General features: G+C 57.0%; 18 protein-coding genes. 14 read left to right on the forward strand and 4 right to left on the reverse strand.

Translation table 11 applies throughout. The annotated features are described in order from the left end of the window. Nucleotides 1-105: 105 nt before the first annotated feature. Nucleotides 106-1,113: an NAD(P)H-quinone oxidoreductase gene (locus ACKWMY_RS16660; protein ID WP_024528931.1), complete on the forward strand. Its 1,008-nt coding sequence runs from the start codon at nucleotides 106-108 to the stop codon at nucleotides 1,111-1,113. Between the two features lie 123 nt (nucleotides 1,114-1,236). Here the strand turns inward: ACKWMY_RS16660 and ACKWMY_RS16665 are convergent, their stop codons facing one another. Further along, nucleotides 1,237-1,626: a YidB family protein gene (locus ACKWMY_RS16665; RefSeq protein WP_021180899.1), complete on the reverse strand. Its 390-nt coding sequence runs from the start codon at nucleotides 1,624-1,626 to the stop codon at nucleotides 1,237-1,239. A gap of 84 nt (nucleotides 1,627-1,710) precedes the next feature. After that, nucleotides 1,711-1,959, reverse strand: coding sequence for a GlsB/YeaQ/YmgE family stress response membrane protein (locus ACKWMY_RS16670; protein WP_021180898.1), 249 nt, complete (start codon nucleotides 1,957-1,959; stop codon nucleotides 1,711-1,713). Nucleotides 1,960-2,479: 520 nt separating this feature from the next. On the opposite strand from ACKWMY_RS16670, the gene ACKWMY_RS16675 reads away from it, so the two are divergent. Further along, nucleotides 2,480-2,896: a VOC family protein gene (locus tag ACKWMY_RS16675; protein WP_024528932.1), complete on the forward strand. Its 417-nt coding sequence runs from the start codon at nucleotides 2,480-2,482 to the stop codon at nucleotides 2,894-2,896. A 45-nt stretch (nucleotides 2,897-2,941) separates the two neighbouring features. Here ACKWMY_RS16675 and ACKWMY_RS16680 read toward each other — a convergent pair whose 3' ends face one another. Further along, nucleotides 2,942-3,139, reverse strand: coding sequence for a hypothetical protein (locus tag ACKWMY_RS16680; protein WP_074031581.1), 198 nt, complete (start codon nucleotides 3,137-3,139; stop codon nucleotides 2,942-2,944). Nucleotides 3,140-3,265: 126 nt separating this feature from the next. Between ACKWMY_RS16680 and ACKWMY_RS16685 the strand changes: the two genes are divergently transcribed. Continuing rightward, on the forward strand, nucleotides 3,266-4,822 hold the full coding sequence (locus tag ACKWMY_RS16685) for a GGDEF domain-containing protein (protein ID WP_261159964.1): 1,557 nt from the start codon (nucleotides 3,266-3,268) through the stop codon (nucleotides 4,820-4,822). Nucleotides 4,823-4,897: 75 nt separating this feature from the next. Here ACKWMY_RS16685 and paaZ read toward each other — a convergent pair whose 3' ends face one another. Then, nucleotides 4,898-6,970: a phenylacetic acid degradation bifunctional protein PaaZ gene (paaZ, locus tag ACKWMY_RS16690; protein WP_409486634.1), complete on the reverse strand. Its 2,073-nt coding sequence runs from the start codon at nucleotides 6,968-6,970 to the stop codon at nucleotides 4,898-4,900. A gap of 318 nt (nucleotides 6,971-7,288) precedes the next feature. On the opposite strand from paaZ, the gene paaA reads away from it, so the two are divergent. From paaA to paaK, 11 genes are read left to right on the forward strand one after another with little or no spacing between them, the layout of a single operon-like run. Then, nucleotides 7,289-8,227 (forward strand): 1,2-phenylacetyl-CoA epoxidase subunit PaaA, encoded by a 939-nt coding sequence (gene paaA / locus ACKWMY_RS16695; RefSeq protein ID WP_024528936.1) that lies wholly within the window; start codon nucleotides 7,289-7,291, stop codon nucleotides 8,225-8,227. A 14-nt stretch (nucleotides 8,228-8,241) separates the two neighbouring features. Continuing rightward, nucleotides 8,242-8,529, forward strand: coding sequence for a 1,2-phenylacetyl-CoA epoxidase subunit PaaB (gene paaB, locus ACKWMY_RS16700; RefSeq protein ID WP_021180891.1), 288 nt, complete (start codon nucleotides 8,242-8,244; stop codon nucleotides 8,527-8,529). Between the two features lie 9 nt (nucleotides 8,530-8,538). Continuing rightward, nucleotides 8,539-9,300, forward strand: a complete 762-nt coding sequence (paaC, locus tag ACKWMY_RS16705; protein WP_409486635.1) for a 1,2-phenylacetyl-CoA epoxidase subunit PaaC — start codon at nucleotides 8,539-8,541, stop codon at nucleotides 9,298-9,300. 8 nt (nucleotides 9,301-9,308) lie between these two features. Beyond that, complete coding sequence (gene paaD, locus ACKWMY_RS16710) at nucleotides 9,309-9,806, forward strand: 1,2-phenylacetyl-CoA epoxidase subunit PaaD (protein WP_024528938.1); 498 nt, start codon at nucleotides 9,309-9,311, stop codon at nucleotides 9,804-9,806. A gap of 14 nt (nucleotides 9,807-9,820) precedes the next feature. Continuing rightward, nucleotides 9,821-10,879 carry a 1,2-phenylacetyl-CoA epoxidase subunit PaaE gene (gene paaE / locus ACKWMY_RS16715; protein ID WP_024528939.1) on the forward strand — a complete coding sequence of 353 codons (1,059 nt, stop codon included), beginning with the start codon at nucleotides 9,821-9,823 and terminating at the stop codon, nucleotides 10,877-10,879. Between the two features lie 9 nt (nucleotides 10,880-10,888). Continuing rightward, on the forward strand, nucleotides 10,889-11,662 hold the full coding sequence (paaF, locus tag ACKWMY_RS16720) for a 2,3-dehydroadipyl-CoA hydratase PaaF (RefSeq protein ID WP_024528940.1): 774 nt from the start codon (nucleotides 10,889-10,891) through the stop codon (nucleotides 11,660-11,662). Between the two features lie 3 nt (nucleotides 11,663-11,665). After that, a complete protein-coding gene (gene paaG / locus ACKWMY_RS16725) occupies nucleotides 11,666-12,457 on the forward strand; it encodes a 2-(1,2-epoxy-1,2-dihydrophenyl)acetyl-CoA isomerase PaaG (protein ID WP_024528941.1) in 792 nt (263 codons plus the stop codon). 1 nt (nucleotide 12,458) lies between these two features. Then, entirely contained in the window at nucleotides 12,459-14,000 is a 1,542-nt protein-coding gene (locus ACKWMY_RS16730; protein WP_409486636.1) for a 3-hydroxyacyl-CoA dehydrogenase, read from the forward strand. Continuing rightward, a complete protein-coding gene (gene paaI / locus ACKWMY_RS16735) occupies nucleotides 14,000-14,440 on the forward strand; it encodes a hydroxyphenylacetyl-CoA thioesterase PaaI (protein WP_024485592.1) in 441 nt (146 codons plus the stop codon). Before ACKWMY_RS16730 ends, paaI begins: the two co-directional genes overlap by 1 nt. Then, complete coding sequence (gene pcaF / locus ACKWMY_RS16740) at nucleotides 14,437-15,642, forward strand: 3-oxoadipyl-CoA thiolase (RefSeq protein WP_024528943.1); 1,206 nt, start codon at nucleotides 14,437-14,439, stop codon at nucleotides 15,640-15,642. The genes paaI and pcaF overlap by 4 nt, the downstream gene beginning before the upstream one ends. 19 nt (nucleotides 15,643-15,661) lie before the next feature. After that, complete coding sequence (gene paaK / locus ACKWMY_RS16745) at nucleotides 15,662-16,969, forward strand: phenylacetate--CoA ligase PaaK (protein WP_024528944.1); 1,308 nt, start codon at nucleotides 15,662-15,664, stop codon at nucleotides 16,967-16,969. Nucleotides 16,970-16,973: the final 4 nt, after the last annotated feature.

Genomic DNA, 16,973 nt, shown 5'->3' on the forward strand with positions numbered 1-16,973 from the left:
TGTCTAGATAAAACCGCCCTTTCGCACACATGCCAACTCTGTTATCCCTATAAGATAATCCAGCCGGGAATATCCCGAATACGCAGATTGATCAAGGAGAACGGCATGTCAGCCAACGCACAACTACCTGAAAACATGAAGGTCATCGAAATTAGCCAGCCGGGCGAACCAGAGGTTCTGGTGAGTGCGGAGCGCCCGTTACCGGTATTAGCCCAGGGTGAAATACTGGTGAAAGTCGCTGCCGCCGGCGTCAACCGCCCAGATGTTATGCAACGCCGTGGGCAATATGCCCCACCGCCGGGCGCCTCGGACATTCCAGGGTTGGAAATTGCTGGCACGGTGGTGGCCGTTGGCGTTGGTGTACAACGCTATGCCCCCGGTGACGACGTATGTGCGCTGATCGCCGGTGGGGGCTATGCCGAATATTGCAAGGTGCATGAAAGCAATGCGCTGCCGGTCCCTCAAGGCTTCAGCATGATAGAAGCCGCCGCCATGCCAGAAACCTTCTTCACCGTTTGGGTCAACGTATTTCAACGGGGCCATCTTCGGGCCGGGGAAACCGTGCTGATCCACGGAGGCACATCTGGCATTGGCACGGTTGCCACCCTGTTGGCCAAAGCCTTCTGCGCCTATGTCATTACTACCGTTGGCTCTGAAGAAAAGCGTGAGGCCAGCCTGGCGTTGGGGGCTGACGTCGCCATCAACTACCGCACCGAAGATTTTGTCGAGCTGACAAAAACCGCCACCAATGGGAAAGGGGCCGATGTCATCGTCGATCTGATCGCGGGGGATTACGTGGAGAAGAACTACCGCGCCGCCGCAATGGATGGGCGTATCGTTCAGATCGGCACGCAAAACGGCGTAGTGAAAGAATTGAACCTGATGCCATTGCTGCTTAAACGCCTGACCCATACCGGCTCAACGCTGCGGGCGCGCAGTGTGGAAGATAAAGCCCAGATCGCTGCCGAACTGGAGCTGAAAGTGTGGCCGTTGCTGGAACGCGGGGAGTTAAAGCCACAGATTTTCCAGACGTTCCCATTGGAACAAGCCGCGCAGGCCCATGCCTTGATGGAGTCCAGTGCGCATATCGGTAAAATTATGCTGACGCTGTAATAGCAACCCTCCGGCCAGAAACCGGAGGGCTAGGCTGTGTCCCTCAATTGACCGTGGTGCCTTGCAACGCGTCCAAATGACCTCCAGCGGCACTCACGTGCAATTAAGGGACACAGCCTCATATCAGCCGAACAGTTTGCCTTTCAGCAAATCCATCCCGGCGCTCATCAAATCGCCGCCCTGCGGCTCCTGACCATTAGGTGACAGTTTGTCGGTGATCATCGGCAAATACTGGGCAATCAGGGCAGAAGCCTGCGCCGGATCGATCCCCAACTTACCGGCCAACTGTGCAATGGCATCGGTGCTCAACGCCTGCTCAACGTGTTCGCCGCTGATTGGCTGATTTTCACCCGTGCCGATCCAGGAGGCGACCACGTCCGCCAAATTTCCCTGACGGAATTTATCCAGAATGGCCGGCAAGCCCCCCTGCTGCTCAACCCACTGCAAGATGGCGCTGTAATCCATACCTTTACCACCGCTCAATGCCCCAACTAACCCATCCAATAATCCCATCGCTATCCCCTTCTCAAACGCTGTACGTTTGTCGCATTTAAAAGAAAAGGGCCGCCTTAGCGACCCCTGTTGATCGAACCCGGCTTAGCTTCTGATCTTTCTGTAGACAAAAAGCACCACCAGAGCACCGACAACGGCAACTACAAAGCTGCCCAGGTTAAAGCCATCAACCCGGCCCATACCGAAGAAGGTACTGATATAGCCGCCGACAACCGCACCCACCACACCCAGGATCACGGTCATGATAAAACCGCCGCCGTCTTTACCCGGCATGATCCACTTGGCCAGAATACCGGCGATTAACCCAAAAACGATCCAGGAAATAATACCCATTTTTACTCTCCCTCATTGACCCGTTGCCCGAAATTGCTGGCAATACCGTTATCAAAACGTTCTCCGTCAGCGACCACCCACTGACAGAATTAACGCCTCTGTACCTTATTACTATAGTCAAAAATCAGCGGGTTACCTACATCTTGTAGTCTGAAAAACTGCGCATAAAAATTGTGCGATTTTCATCCAACTGTCATGTTGCGTGGCGATAATCAGCTATACTGAAGAATGCTCAACTGAACTTCGACCGAGGATAGCGTCATGAGCAACCCTCCTTTCATGCTGTTTTTGGTTTTGGTCTATGCCCTGGCCGCCGTGTGGGATGGTTCCGCCGCGTTGTTGTTTATGTGAACGTGTCCGACCAGACTAGCCATTCCTGATCAAGGCGCTGTTTTTCTATTTTGGCGCTCCTCGGCCCAGCAGTTAAGCGGGCGCAGCATGCGACTCCCCTAAGTTCGGACATGCTCACCCCCTACAAATTCAGCAACCTTGTCGGGCATGGGATTGAAGAGGAGGAACTATGTTGATTCAACCCTATCTGTTTTTTACCGGTAACTGTGAGCAAGCGGTGAATTTTTATGCCCAGCAGCTAAACGGCAATATAGAAATCATGATGCGTTACAAAGATATCCCGGCAGAGGAGCAGCAAAATGGGCCGCCCAATGCCGATCCTGACTCGATTATGCATGCCAGGCTGGTGATCGGAGATAACGTGATTATGGCATCGGATGGGTGTCCGGCCGACCCTACTGGCCCGGCACATAGCGGTTATTCACTGTCGATCCGCAGTGAGAACGTCGAGCAAGGCCGCGAGGTATTTAACCGGCTAGCCCAAGGTGGCAGCATCACCATGCCTTTCCAACCGACCTTCTGGGCCAAGGGCTTTGGCATGCTGACCGATAAGTTCGGTGTCAACTGGATGGTCAACGTCGAGTAGCCACATGATGCAGTGCCTTGCTGTGAGGGTAGGCACTGCCCAGTGCTAACGATGCCAGCTTGAAGCCACCAGAGAGAACAAGACAAACAACACCAGCAACAAAACCAGAGCCAACCGCCAGAACGGTGTTTTACGCCGCTGATAGGCGATAATCATCAACCCGGCCAACGCCAGGAGCGTTAACGGGTAATATACCGCCAGCATCAGTAAAACCTGCATCATAGCGTCAGATAGTGCTGCCATGCGCCTCCCCGGTACCAATTTATGCTGAACATATCCTGGAAATATAACGGGACATGCAAGATGGAAATAGAAGGGTTAAGATTGTTCGCAATACCCATCCCCCATTGATTCCATGACAGGAATGCTATGCCAGCACCCCAGCTCCCGCCCCAAAAACAGCCATTATCCGGGAAAAACAAAAACTCGCCGTTACTCTATCAGGCTGGCGTGTTCGTTATTATCGTCGTGCTTACCCTGATCATGTTCAACGCCTGGCAAATCTGGAACGCTCATCAACGCAACCTGCAAATTGCCGAAAATGACTCGCAGAATCTGGCCCGATCGCTGGCACAGCACGCCGAAGATACCTTTGCGCAGGTAGACAGTAACCTGGCCGATCTTAGCGAACGGATTGAAACCGATGGCTTGGGCCAACCCCAGCGTTTACGCCTGCAAAAAATCATGCAGACTCAGGCCAGTAACTTTCCGCAACTGCATGGCAGTTTTATCTATGATGCCCAGGGCAACTGGATCCTGACGTCCAACGGTAAACCCCTCAGCCATGCCAATAATGCCGACCGGGCGTATTTTAAATACCACGTCACTCATAACAATAATATGATTTATATAGGCGAGGTGATCCGCAGCCGCTCGACCGGCGATTTGGTTATCCCGGTGTCGCGCCGCCTGAACCATGCGGACGGCAGCTTTGCCGGCGTGGTCATTTCGACGCTGTATGTCGATTATTTCCGCCAGTTTTACAACACCTTTGCCCTTAACAACGACGCCTCACTCAGCCTGATACTGGCCGACGGCTCCATTTTATATCGCCGCCCTTACAATGAGGATGCCATCGGGAAAAACATCTCCCATAGCATTTTATTCCGCGAAGTTCTGCCGCATTCACCTTTTGGCAACGTCACCATGGTCTCACAGTTTGACAATGTAGAAAGGGTTTATGGTTATTCGCAGGTGGAGCGTTATCCGCTGGTGATCACCGCCGGGCTGTCGAAAAAAGACGTTCTGGCCGACTGGCGCAACGATGCGTCACTTTTTGCACTCGGTGGAGGAGTCCTGCTGTCCATACTGTTGGCCCTGGGGTTGGTGCTGATACGTCAGATTAACCAAAGCGTACAGACCGAAGTCGAGCTGGTGCGCACCCGTGATCAACTGACGCTGATGAACCACACGCTGGAAGAACTGGCTTTGCTAGATGGCTTGACCGGCCTGGCCAATCGCCGTCAGTTTGATATCGCGCTAAAAAACGAAATGACGCGAGCGGCGCGCAACGATCGCAGCGTTGCCCTGTTGATGCTGGATATTGATTATTTTAAACAGTTTAACGATATCTACGGCCACGTGGCTGGGGATCAGTGTTTGCAGCAGTTGGGCCGCATGTTGCAAGGCATGGTCAACCGTCCTGGCGATCTGATGGCGCGTTACGGCGGTGAGGAGCTGGCAATTATTCTGCCGGATACCGATCTTCAAGGCGCAATTGCCTTTGCCGAACGGGTTCTGGAGGGCATCCGGCAGTTGAAGATCGCCCACACAGGCAGCCCGCTGGGGATTATCACCGCCAGCATCGGTGCCAGTGCAAAAATCCCGCATCCGTATAACGATACGCCGCTGAGCCTGGTCAGCCTGGCGGATAACGCCCTGTATACGGCGAAAAAAGGCGGCAAGAACCGGGTTTGCAGCCTCTAGGCTCAGAATAGTTAGGGTAGATCATTTCAGCAAATAATGGGGGCATCTTAACATGATGCCCCTGACGATCCAGCCTTAGTGCACCGTGTTGAAGTCCCCTTCCTGGCGCGCCACCAGCGTCAGAATGCTATACAGCGCCACGGCCTGCTGATGCTGATTGAGCACCTGCACATCCCAGACCACCACGCCATGCGGACGATCCTCAGCGGTTTTTTGCGGCTTGCGGATTTTCTTTTTACAGGTCAACCGCACCTGAATGGTATCGCCAATTTTCACCGGCTCGATAAAACGCAGGTTTTCCATGCCGTAGTTGGCAATCACCGGCCCGACGCCCGGATCGACGAACAGCCCGGCGGCGGCAGAAACCACAAAGTAACCGTGGGCCACTCGCTCACCAAACAGTGATTCTGCCGCGCCGATCTTGTCCATATGCGCGTAGAAATGGTCGCCGCTCAGGCAGGCAAAGTTGACGAGGTCGGCTTCGGTAATGGTACGGCGGGCGGTCAGCAAGCTTTCGCCAATCTGCAACTGCTCAAAGTATTTGCGGAACGGGTGTACCTGTTCCTCCACCACGTCGGCACCTCGTACCCATTCACGGCTGATGGCCGCCAGCATCGACGGGCTGCCCTGGATCGCCGTGCGCTGCATATAGTGTTTTACCGCCCGTAACCCACCAAGCTCTTCCCCGCCGCCAGCTCGCCCTGGCCCACCATGCACCAGCAAAGGCAATGGTGAACCGTGGCCGGTCGATTCCGTAGCCGCATGGCGATCCAGCACCAACATGCGGCCATGGGCGCAGGCGGTTGCTCGAATAAACTGTGAAGCCAACTCCGCATCAGCCGTCACCAACGATCCGGCCAGACTACCTTGCCCCAGCAACGCCAACTCAATGGCCTGTGCGGTAGTTTGATAAGGCATCAGCGTCGCCACCGGGCCAAACGCCTCGGTGCCATGTACGGCCTGATGGCGGAACGGATCGGCGCAGTACAGCAGGGTGATCGGATAAAAAGCACCTGATTGAGCGCCATCGCCCACCACCTTCAACTTATCCAGCGTTGCACCACAGAGTGGCTCACAGCCATTGCGCAGCAGGAATTCCACCTTTTGCTGCACGTCGTCACGCTGTTCCTGATTGACCAACGCTCCCATCCGCACCTGCTCCAGCTGTGGGTCACCAATCTTTACGCCAGCCAGGCGCTGCAACAGCGCTTGCTGTACCTCGGCAATGCGGGCTACCGGAACGATAATGCGCCGGATAGCGGTACATTTTTGCCCCGCCTTGCTGGTCATTTCGCGGCTGACCTCTTTGATAAACAGCGCAAACTCCGGCATTTCTGGCGTCACGTCCTCCCCTAGCACGCAACAGTTTAACGAGTCCGCTTCCATGGTAAAGGCGATCGATTTTTCCAGCAGGCGCGGATGAGAACGCAGCTTCTGCCCGGTTTGCGCCGAGCCGGTAAAGGTGACCGCATCCTGATAATCGAGGTGCTCGAACATATCACCCACGCCGCCGCAGATTAGCTGTAACGCCCCTTCAGGCACCAACCCGCTGTCAATAATCAGCTTCACCATCGCCTGGGTTAGCTGTGCCGAAGCGGTGGCGGGTTTGATGATGGCAGGCATCCCCGCCAACCAAGTGGGTGCCAGTTTCTCCAACATTCCCCAGCAAGGGAAGTTAAAGGCGTTGATATGCAGTGCGACACCGGGGCGAGAAGTCAGCACATGGCGTGCGGCAAACTGTGACTGCTTGGAGAGTGGGATCAGCTCATCTTCCGGCCACAGCGTATCGTCCGGCAGTTCGCGCCCGGCCAATCCCGCATAGGAGAACAGCGTGGCAATACCGCCTTCGATATCAACCCAGCTGTCATTACGCGTAGCACCGGTTTGATAGGAGATCTGATATAGCGCTTCTTTATTAGCCAGCAGGTGTTTAGCCACCGCTTTCATCATCTGAGCGCGCTGTTGAAACGTCATCTTTGCCAGCGCCGTGCCACCCAGCTTGCGGGCATAACTCAGGCTGGCAGCCAACGGCAACCCGTCGGAGCAGACCTGATACAAAGGCTCGCCGGTAACGGCATGCTGGATCTCGCGGGATTGACCCTGTCCGTACACCCAAGCGCCAGAAAGGTAACTGGTTAACTGCTGCATTTGCTCCTCCGGAATTCATAAATAGACACTATCAAGATTAATGATGTATCACATAATTTCCACTTTATGCCAGGTTAAAATTTAACAAAAGCAAAACAAAATCATTAAATCGCAAAGTTAACACCACCGTTATCGATAGACACCGAAAATAAATAGTCATTTAAATCAACAAAATAATAAAAAGTATTGTGATGCTCATCGCAAAACCACAGCATTTGCATTTGATCTTGTTGTTATCAACTTGTAGCTTTAAGGTTAGTTAAAGTGATTCACATTTTTGGTTTTAATGTGAAAAACATGAATCACCAAGAGGCAAGCATGACAACTGACACACAATTTCAGCAGCACTTTGACGACAAGATCGCCGCCGATATCTCCATCGAAGCCAAAGACTGGATGCCGGATGCCTATCGCCGCAATCTGATCCGACAAATCGGCCAGCATGCGCATTCCGAGGTGGTCGGCATGTTGCCAGAAGCCAATTGGCTGACCCGTGCCCCTTCCCTGCGGCGTAAAGCGGTGTTATTGGCGAAAGTCCAGGATGAGGCCGGGCATGGCCTTTATCTGTACAGCGCGGCGGAAACCCTCGGCTGCACCCGCCAGGATATCTACCAAAAGATGCTCGCCGGTCAGATGAAATACTCCTCCATCTTCAACTACCCAACGCTGAACTGGGCTGACATTGGCGTGATCGGCTGGCTGGTAGACGGTGCAGCCATCGTCAATCAGGTAGCCCTATGCCGTGCCTCTTACGGCCCCTATGCCAGAGCGATGGTGAAAATCTGTAAAGAAGAGAGCTTCCACCAGCGTCAGGGCTATGAAGCCGTGATGGTGATGGCCCAGGGCAGCGAAGCGCAAAAGGCCATGCTACAGGACGCCATCAACCGTTTCTGGTGGCCAGCGCTGATGATGTTTGGCCCCAATGATAGCGATTCACCCCACAGCGCGCAGAGCATGGCCTGGAAGATCAAACGCCACAGCAATGACGAGCTGCGGCAGAAGTTTATCGATAACACCGTACCGCAGTTGGAAGCCCTGGGTATGACCGCCCCCGATGCCGATTTGGCATGGGATGAGGCCAGCGGACATTACCGCTTTGGCGAGATCGACTGGGCAGAGCTGCACGAAGTGATCCAGGGGCGTGGGCAGTGCAACCACGAGCGTCTGCAAGCCAAGCGTAAAGCCTGGGACGACGGCAGTTGGGTACGGGATGGCGCCATGGCACATGCCAGCAAACGCGCGGCAAATGCAGCTTAATCGAGGAGAGAAAAATGACTCACGCCGAATGGCCGTTGTATGAAGTGTTTATCCGCAGCAAGCAGGGTTTGGCCCATCGTCACGTGGGCAGCCTGCATGCAGCAGACGATCAGATGGCGCTGGAAAACGCCCGCGATGCCTACACCCGCCGCAGTGAGGGCTGTTCGATCTGGGTGGTGCAATCCTGCCACCTGATCGCCTCTCAAGCGGAGGATCGGGCGGCATTCTTCGATCCTTCCGACGATAAAATCTACCGTCATCCCACGTTCTACACCATCCCCGACGGCATCAAGAACATGTAGAGGCAGGCCATGACGATGAGTAACGCAGCAACAATCAGCTATGCCCTGCGCTTGGGCGATACACCGCTCATTCTGGCACAGCGCCTGTGCGCTTGGTGTGGCCATGCTCCTGAGCTGGAGATCGACCTGGCACTGGCCAATATTGGCCTCGATCTGCTGGGTCAGGCACGCAATTTTCTGGCCTATGCCGCCGAGCTTTCCGGCCCGCAACACAGCGAAGACAGCCTGGCCTTTGGCCGCGACGAACGTGAATTTCACAACCTGCTGTTGGCAGAACAGCCCAACGGCGGCTTTAACGACACGCTGGTACGCCAGTTCCTGCTCGATACCTACCACGTACTGCTGCACCGGGAATTGAGCCGCAGCAAAGACAGCCAACTGGCCGCCATTGCCGCCAAATCGCTGAAGGAAGCGGATTATCACCTGCGCTTCAGCCACGGCTGGATGATCCGCCTGGGTGACGGCAGTGAAATCAGCCACCAGAAGATCCAACAGTCATTAAACGACCTGTGGCGCTTCACCGCCGAGCTGTTCCACGCCGATGAGATTGAACTGCAACTGGCCGAGCTGGGCATTGCCGTCGATCCACGCCAGTTGCAGGCACCGTGGCAGGCCATGGTGAACGACACGCTGCAACAGGCCACGCTCGCGCTGCCCACCGAGCAGGCATTTCGCCACGGCGGTAAGCAAGGGCGGCACACTGAACACCTCGGCCCGATGCTGACAGAAATGCAGTTTCTGCCACGCGCTTACCCGAACTGTAGCTGGTAGAGGCAAAGATGAATATCACCCGACTGCAACCGGCCGAGATCCCGCAGATCTGGCACTGCTTACAGCAGATCAGCGATCCCGAACTGCCGGTACTGTCCATTACCGATCTGGGCATGGTACGTGACGTGGAGCGCGACGGTGCAGGCTGGCACATCACCTTTACTCCAACCTATTCCGGCTGCCCGGCGACCGAATACCTGCTCAACGCCATTGAACAGACGCTGAACGAGGCAGGTTTCAGCCCGGTAAAGATCACCATCTGCCTCAGCCCGGCCTGGACCACCGACTGGATGAATGCGGATGCTCGCCAGCGTCTGCGTGAATACGGCGTGGCGCCACCGCAGGGGCAAACCTGTGAAAAGCCTCTGGCTCACGGTCCGGTGCAGTGCCCCCGTTGCGGCAGTGAGCACACGGAAAAGATCAGCGAGTTCGGTTCCACCGCCTGCAAAGCGCTTTACCGCTGCTGCGAATGTCGGGAACCGTTCGACTATTTCAAATGTATTTAGGAGCACTGAAAACCATGACGGTCTTTCATCGCCTGAATGTCGCAGCCATCGAGCGCGAAACGCCGGACGCCGTAGCCATCACGCTGCGCGTCCCGGACGAACTGAAATCCCATTACGGCTATACCCCTGGCCAACACCTGACGCTCAAGGCGCGGGTCAACGGTGAAGAGCTGCGCCGCTGCTATTCCATCTGTAGCGCACCGCAGGACGGCGTATTACAAATCGGCATCAAGGCGATCCATCAGGGGCGTTTCTCTTCGTTTATCAACCAAAGCCTGCAGGTGGGCGACGAGTTGGAAGTGATGCTGCCGCAGGGCCGCTTTGGTTACCAGCCGCAGGCACAAACCCAGGGCAACTATCTGGCGATCGCCGCTGGCTCCGGTATCACGCCGATGCTATCGATCATCAAGGCGACGTTGCAATTGGAACCCAACAGCCAGTTCACGCTGATCTACGGCAACCGCACCAGCCGCTCGGTGATGTTTAAGGAAGCCCTCTCGGATCTGAAAAACCGTTATCCACAGCGCTTCCAACCGCTGTATCTCTTTAGCCAGGAAAATCTCGACAGCCCGCTGCTCAGTGGCCGCATCGATCGTGACCACCTGACCGCGCTGGGTAACACGTTAGTGAACTTCAACGAGTTCGACCACGCCTTTATCTGCGGCCCGGAAACGATGATGGACGACGCGCACACCGTGCTGGAGCTGGCCGGTATGCCTGCCGAACATATTCACAGCGAGCGTTTCAACACCAGCGGCATCGTCGCCCGGCCGGCCAACGCAGGCAGCCGCAACGCGACTCAGGTAGAGATCCGGCTCGACGGCCGCAGCCTCAAAATCGACGTCGGCAGCGAGGATGACAGCATTCTGGATGCCGCATTACGTCAGGGGGCCGATTTGCCCTACGCCTGCAAAGGCGGCGTCTGCGCCACCTGCAAATGCAAGCTGAAGGCCGGTGAAGTGGATATGGCGATCAACTACAGCCTGGAGCCGGATCAACTGGCGGCAGGCTATGTCTTGAGCTGCCAGTCCTGGCCACGCGGAGAAGGCGTGGTGCTGGACTTTGACGTTTAGGAGCCGACGATGGAAACCCCTTGGATCCTGCGCGAACAGCAGCAACGCGTGGTCACACTGACGCTGCACCGCCCCGATGCCCGCAATGCGTTGAGCACAGCCTGCCTGGAGCAGTTGGTTTATCAACTGGAACAAGCCGATAGCGACGCCGACGTCGGTGCCGTGGTGATCGCCGGTGCCGCCCGGTTCTTCGCTGCCGGTGCCGATCTGCGCGAATTACAGCAGCAGGATGTCGCCGCCACCCAGCTCGATCACCGCCCTTTGCTATGGCAGCGATTGGCCCAGTTCAGCAAACCCTTGCTGGCGGCAGTGAACGGTTACGCGCTCGGTGCAGGCTGTGAACTAGCTCTGGCCTGCGACATTACCCTCTGCGGCGAAAGCGCCCGCTTCGGCCTGCCGGAAATCACTTTAGGCCTGATGCCCGGTGCCGGTGGTACTCAACGCCTGATCCGCAGCGTGGGCAAGTCCCGCGCCTATCAAATGGTGCTGACCGGCGAAGCCATCGACGCCCGCTGCGCACTGCAAACCGGGCTGGTAAGCGAGGTTTGTGTCGACGCATTAACGCTGGAGCGTACTCAACAACTGGCCCAACGCATCAGCCAACAGGCACCGCTGGCGCTGCGCGCGGCCAAACAGGCACTAAAACAGGCACAGGAAACCAGCCTAAGCCAAGGCTTGCAGATGGAACGCCAGCAGTTTGTCACCCTGGCCGCCACCGAAGATCGCCGGGAAGGCATTGCCGCCTTCTTCGAAAAACGTACACCGAACTATCAAGGGCGCTGATTTATGGAAAACGCATTAATTCTTAGCCACATCGAAGCCGGGGTGTTGACCATTACCCTGAACCGCCCCGATCGGCTCAACAGCTTTAACGATGAAATGCACCACCAGCTCAGCGAGGCGCTAACCGTAGCGGAGCGAGATGACAGCGTGCGTTGCGTGCTGATCACCGGTGCCGGGCGCGGCTTCTGCGCCGGGCAGGATCTGAACGATCGTAACGTCAGTGTGGATCAGGCCCCCCCGGATCTTGGGCTGTCCGTAGAACGTTTTTACAACCCGCTGATCCGACGCCTGAGCGCCCTACCCAAGCCGATTGTCTGCGCGGTCAATGGCGTTGCTGCCGGAGCAGGTGCCGCGCTGGCAATGGCCTGCGATATCGTGGTGGCCGCCGACAACGCCAGCTTTATCCAATCCTTCTGCAAACTGGGCCTGGTACCGGATTCCGGCGGCAGTTGGTATCTGCCACGCCTGGCCGGGCATGCACGTGCCATGGGTATGGCGCTGCTGGGGGACAAAATCAGTGCTCAGCAGGCGCTGGAGTGGGGAATGATCTGGCAGGTCGTGGCCGCCGCCGAGCTGGCCGATCATACCCAAAGCATGGCCAAACAGCTTGCCACCCAACCTACCTACGGCCTGGGGCTGATTAAAAAGGCCATGTACCGCTCGGCCAGCAATACGCTTGACCAGCAGCTCGATTTAGAGCGCGATTTGCAACGCTTGGGTGGCCGTAGTGACGACTATCGCGAGGGCGTCAGCGCCTTCTTTGCCAAACGCCAACCGAACTTCAGCGGGAAATAGCATGAGAGAGAAAATGGCGGTGAATGCCATAACCACCTCCGCAACGGTGGCCGTGATTGGTGCCGGAACCATGGGGATCGGCATTGCTCAGGTGGCCGCCGCAGCAGGGCATCAGGTCAAGCTGTTCGATATCGCCCTGCCCGCCGCCTCCCGCGCACTTGAGCAGCTCGAGCAACGCCTGCGCAAGCGGGTCGAGGCAGGTAAAGCCGATGCCCACAGCACCGAAACCCTGCTGGCTCATATTCAGTTGACCGGCTCGTTAAGCGATCTGGCCGACTGCAGCCTGGTGATCGAAGCGGTGGCAGAAAAGTTGCCGATCAAACAGAGCCTGTTTCGCGATCTGGAGGCGATATGTTCTACCGATACGCTGTTTGCCAGCAATACCTCGTCACTCTCTATTACCGCCATCGCCAGCGCGCTGCAGCATCCGCAGCGCATGGCGGGCCTGCACTTCTTCAACCCGGCTCCGTTAATGAAACTGGTGGAGATCGTCGGTGGGCTGGAAACCAGCCCGGAAACGCTGAGCAGCCTGCAAACCTTGGCTCAACAATGGGGTAAACACAGTGTCGTGTGCCGTTCTACGCCAGGCTTTATCGTCAACCGCGTCGCCCGGCCTTTCTACGGTGAAACCCTGCGCGCTCTGGAAGAACAGATTGCCGATCCGGCCACCCTTGACGCCGTACTGCGTGATGCTGGTGGCTTCGCCATGGGGCCACTGCAACTGACGGATCTGATCGGTCAAGACGTCAACTATGCCGTCACCGAATCGGTCTATCACGCCTTTTATCAGGACAGCCGCTTTACTCCTTCACTGGTGCAGCAGGAACTCGTTGCTGCCGGGCATTTGGGCCGCAAGAGTGGCCGGGGTTTCTACCGTTATGACAGTGAGCAGGCCCTACCGTCAGCAACTTTTGCTTCGGCGGTAACGGCTGACTTGCCTCAGTCCGTCACGTTGCACGGCGACTGGTCGGCCATGGGCGAGTTTGCACAGTTGCTGACGGGAAATGCGGCGGCGATCAAACATCCTGGCCAGACCAGTCCATTTGCCCGGATCGATGAAGTTACATTTATGTTAACAAATGGTAAAACAGCAAGCCAAGTCGCCGAAGAAATCGGATCGCCCGTGGTTCTGTTCGACCTGTCCGTCAACTATCAGCACGCCCCCGTTATCGCCATCAGCAGCGCCGAACAGAACACGGTGCCGCACACGGCCAAGGTCATCCGCCTGCTGCAATCGCTGGGTAAACAGGTGATCCACCTGCCGGACTACCCGGGCCTGCTGGTGATGCGCACCGTCGCCATGCTGGCTAATGAAGCCCTGGACGTGGTGAACAAAGGCGTGGCCAACGCCGCCGATACCGACGATGCCATGCGGTTTGGCGTCAACTACCCGCAAGGTCCGCTGGCCTGGGGCAGCAAGCTCGGCTGGCAACAGATCCTCACCACGCTGGAAAACCTGCAACGTTATTACGCGGAACCCCGCTATCGCCCAATACCGCTGCTGCGCCGTTATGCCGCCAATTATTCAGGAGCTCAATGTTGATGAATGCCAACACTCCCCGCGCGCTGGCCCAGCGCTGCGCCGAACAGATGTTTAGCCAAGATACTTGTGCACAGGCAATGGATATGCGCATTGATGCCGTGGATGCTGGCATGGCCAAAGTCAGCATGACCGTCGGCCCGCAGATGCTCAATGGCCACCAGACCTGCCACGGTGGCCAACTGTTCAGCCTCGCAGATACCGCCTTTGCTTATGCCTGCAACAGTCAGGGGCTGGCAGCAGTCGCTTCTGGCTGCACCATCGATTTTATCCGTCCCGCGCTGGCAGGCGACCGCCTCACCGCCTGCGCTGAAGTGCGCCATCAGGGTAAAACCACCGGATTGTACGACGTTGAGATCGTTAATCAATTAGGGAAAACCGTCGCCTGGTTCCGTGGCCGCGCCCATCGGTTGGGCCACAGCATTTTAGGAGAGCAGCCATGAATCAGGCTTTTATTTGCGATGGCGTCCGCACGCCGATTGGCCGTTACGGCGGTGCGCTGGCAAACGTGCGGGCCGACGATTTAGCCGCCCTGCCGCTGCGTGCTCTGTTGGAGCGCCACCCTAACGTGGACTGGTCACGGGTGGATGATGTCATCCTAGGCTGCGCCAATCAGGCCGGAGAAGACAACCGCAATCTGGCCCGTATGGCGGCGCTGCTGGCCGGGCTACCACAAAACGTTTCCGGCACCACCATCAACCGGCTATGCGGTTCGGGGTTGGATGCGTTGGCGATGGCGGCCCGCAGCATCAAGGCCGGAGAAGCCAGTCTGGTATTGGCCGGAGGGGCCGAATCCATGACCCGTGCCCCGCTGGTCATGGGCAAGGCGGACAGCGCCTTCAGCCGTCAGGCACAGATGTTTGATACCACCATCGGCTGGCGGTTTGTTAACCCACTGATGCATGCGGCTTTCGGTACCGACTCGATGCCAGAAACCGCCGAAAACGTCGCGGCGCAGTTTGGCATCAGCCGTGCAGATCAGGATGCTTTTGCTCTACGCAGCCAGCAGCGCACCGCCCTGGCACAGCAGCGGGGGATCCTGGCACAGGAAATTATTCCGGTGAGCCTCAGCGGCAAGAAAGGAGTCATTACTCAGTTCAGCGAAGACGAACACCCACGCGCAGAAACCACGCTGGAGCAACTGCAAAAACTGAAAACACCGTTCCGTCAGCCGGGTTGTATCACCGCCGGGAATGCCTCTGGCGTCAACGACGGTGCGGCGGCGCTGATTGTCGCTTCCGAAGCCATGGCCTTGCAGCAAGGTTTGACGCCACGGGCACGCATTGTCGCTACCGCCACCTGCGGCGTGGAACCGAGATTGATGGGGATCGGCCCGCTGCCCGCGACCCGCAAAGTTCTGGAAATCGCCGGGTTAAGCCTGGCGCAGATGGACGTCATTGAACTTAACGAAGCATTCGCCGCACAGGCGTTGGCGGTGTTGCGCCAGCTTGGTCTGCCGGATGATGCCGAACAGGTCAATCCCAACGGAGGTGCCATCGCTCTTGGCCATCCATTGGGCATGAGCGGTGCGCGCCTGGCGCTGGCCGCCCTGTTTGAGCTGGAACGTCGCGCTGGCCGTTACGCACTGTGCACCATGTGCATTGGCGTCGGTCAGGGCATTGCCATGATTATAGAGCGTGTCTAACACCTGCGAGGCTAAAAAGATGACTACAAATCCACGGCCCATCGACGCGATTGAATTTGCTTCACGCGACGAAATCGAAGCATTACAGCTGGAGCGCCTGCAATGGACCCTGCACCATGCCTACAACAACGTACCGATGTATCAACGCAAGTTCGATCAGGCCGGTGTGCATCCGAGCGATCTGAAACAACTGAGCGATCTGGCGCTATTCCCCTACACCACCAAGCAGGATCTGCGTGACAACTACCCGTTCGACACCTTTGCCGTGCCGATGGAACAGGTGGTGCGCATTCATGCTTCATCTGGCACCACAGGCCGCCCAACGGTCGTAGGTTATACCCAGCGGGATATCGATAACTGGGCCGATATTGTCGCCCGCTGCCTACGCTCTGCCGGGGCCACAGCCAAAGACAAAATCCACGTTGCCTACGGTTATGGCCTGTTTACCGGCGGGTTGGGCGCGCACTATGGCGCAGAACGTCTGGGTGCGACGGTGATCCCGATGTCCGGCGGCCAGACGGAGAAGCAGGTGCAGCTGATCCTGGATTTCAAACCCGACGTGATCATGGTGACCCCTTCCTACTGCCTGACACTGATCGACGAGCTGGAACGCAAAATGGGGGGCGATGCGCGCAACTGCTCCCTGCGTTTGGGCGTGTTCGGTGCCGAACCCTGGTCAGAATCCCTGCGCCATGAGATCGAGTCACGCATGGGGATCAAAGCGCTGGATATCTACGGCCTTTCCGAAGTGATGGGGCCGGGGGTAGCGATGGAGTGTGCCGAAAGCGGCGGCGGTCCGACCATCTGGGAAGACCACTTCCTGCCGGAGATCATCAATCCTGAAACGGGCGCGATACAGACTGACGGCGAGCATGGCGAACTGGTTTTCACCACGCTGACCAAAGAGGCACTGCCGGTGATCCGCTATCGCACGCGCGACCTCACCCACCTAATGCCAGGGGATGCCCGCAACATGCGCCGGATGGGCAAAATCACTGGCCGTTCCGACGATATGCTGATCATTCGCGGCGTGAACGTATTCCCGTCACAGGTTGAGGAACAGATTATGCAGTTCGAGCATCTGTCGCCGCATTATCAGTTGCAGGTGAGCCGTGCCGGGCATCTGGATACGTTGGCCGTGCGGGTGGAGCTGAAAGAGTCGGCGTTGACGCTCAACCACCAGCAGCGTTGCGATATTTGCCACCAGTTGCGTCACCATATCAAATCGATCGTTGGGGTCAGCACCGACGTCAGCATTGCCAACTGTGGCGATATTCCTCGCTCGGAAGGCAAGGCCCAGCGGGTGATCGATCTGCGACCACGTTAAGTTT

The organism is Serratia sp. J2 (assembly GCF_046269175.1).
Taxonomy (GTDB): domain Bacteria; phylum Pseudomonadota; class Gammaproteobacteria; order Enterobacterales; family Enterobacteriaceae; genus Chania; species Chania fonticola_C.

Excerpts from the sequence above, each read along its gene's own strand:
- ACKWMY_RS16660 (WP_024528931.1), top strand. The coding sequence starts at position 106 with ATGTCAGCCAACGCACAACTACCTGAAAACATGAAGGTCATCGAAATT.
- ACKWMY_RS16665 (WP_021180899.1), bottom strand. The coding sequence starts at position 1,626 with ATGGGATTATTGGATGGGTTAGTTGGGGCATTGAGCGGTGGTAAAGGT.
- ACKWMY_RS16670 (WP_021180898.1), bottom strand. The coding sequence starts at position 1,959 with ATGGGTATTATTTCCTGGATCGTTTTTGGGTTAATCGCCGGTATTCTG.
- ACKWMY_RS16675 (WP_024528932.1), top strand. The coding sequence starts at position 2,480 with ATGTTGATTCAACCCTATCTGTTTTTTACCGGTAACTGTGAGCAAGCG.
- ACKWMY_RS16680 (WP_074031581.1), bottom strand. The coding sequence starts at position 3,139 with ATGGCAGCACTATCTGACGCTATGATGCAGGTTTTACTGATGCTGGCG.
- ACKWMY_RS16685 (WP_261159964.1), top strand. The coding sequence starts at position 3,266 with ATGCCAGCACCCCAGCTCCCGCCCCAAAAACAGCCATTATCCGGGAAA.
- paaZ (WP_409486634.1), bottom strand. The coding sequence starts at position 6,970 with ATGCAGCAGTTAACCAGTTACCTTTCTGGCGCTTGGGTGTACGGACAG.
- paaA (WP_024528936.1), top strand. The coding sequence starts at position 7,289 with ATGACAACTGACACACAATTTCAGCAGCACTTTGACGACAAGATCGCC.
- paaB (WP_021180891.1), top strand. The coding sequence starts at position 8,242 with ATGACTCACGCCGAATGGCCGTTGTATGAAGTGTTTATCCGCAGCAAG.
- paaC (WP_409486635.1), top strand. The coding sequence starts at position 8,539 with ATGACGATGAGTAACGCAGCAACAATCAGCTATGCCCTGCGCTTGGGC.
- paaD (WP_024528938.1), top strand. The coding sequence starts at position 9,309 with ATGAATATCACCCGACTGCAACCGGCCGAGATCCCGCAGATCTGGCAC.
- paaE (WP_024528939.1), top strand. The coding sequence starts at position 9,821 with ATGACGGTCTTTCATCGCCTGAATGTCGCAGCCATCGAGCGCGAAACG.
- paaF (WP_024528940.1), top strand. The coding sequence starts at position 10,889 with ATGGAAACCCCTTGGATCCTGCGCGAACAGCAGCAACGCGTGGTCACA.
- paaG (WP_024528941.1), top strand. The coding sequence starts at position 11,666 with ATGGAAAACGCATTAATTCTTAGCCACATCGAAGCCGGGGTGTTGACC.
- ACKWMY_RS16730 (WP_409486636.1), top strand. The coding sequence starts at position 12,459 with ATGAGAGAGAAAATGGCGGTGAATGCCATAACCACCTCCGCAACGGTG.
- paaI (WP_024485592.1), top strand. The coding sequence starts at position 14,000 with ATGAATGCCAACACTCCCCGCGCGCTGGCCCAGCGCTGCGCCGAACAG.
- pcaF (WP_024528943.1), top strand. The coding sequence starts at position 14,437 with ATGAATCAGGCTTTTATTTGCGATGGCGTCCGCACGCCGATTGGCCGT.
- paaK (WP_024528944.1), top strand. The coding sequence starts at position 15,662 with ATGACTACAAATCCACGGCCCATCGACGCGATTGAATTTGCTTCACGC.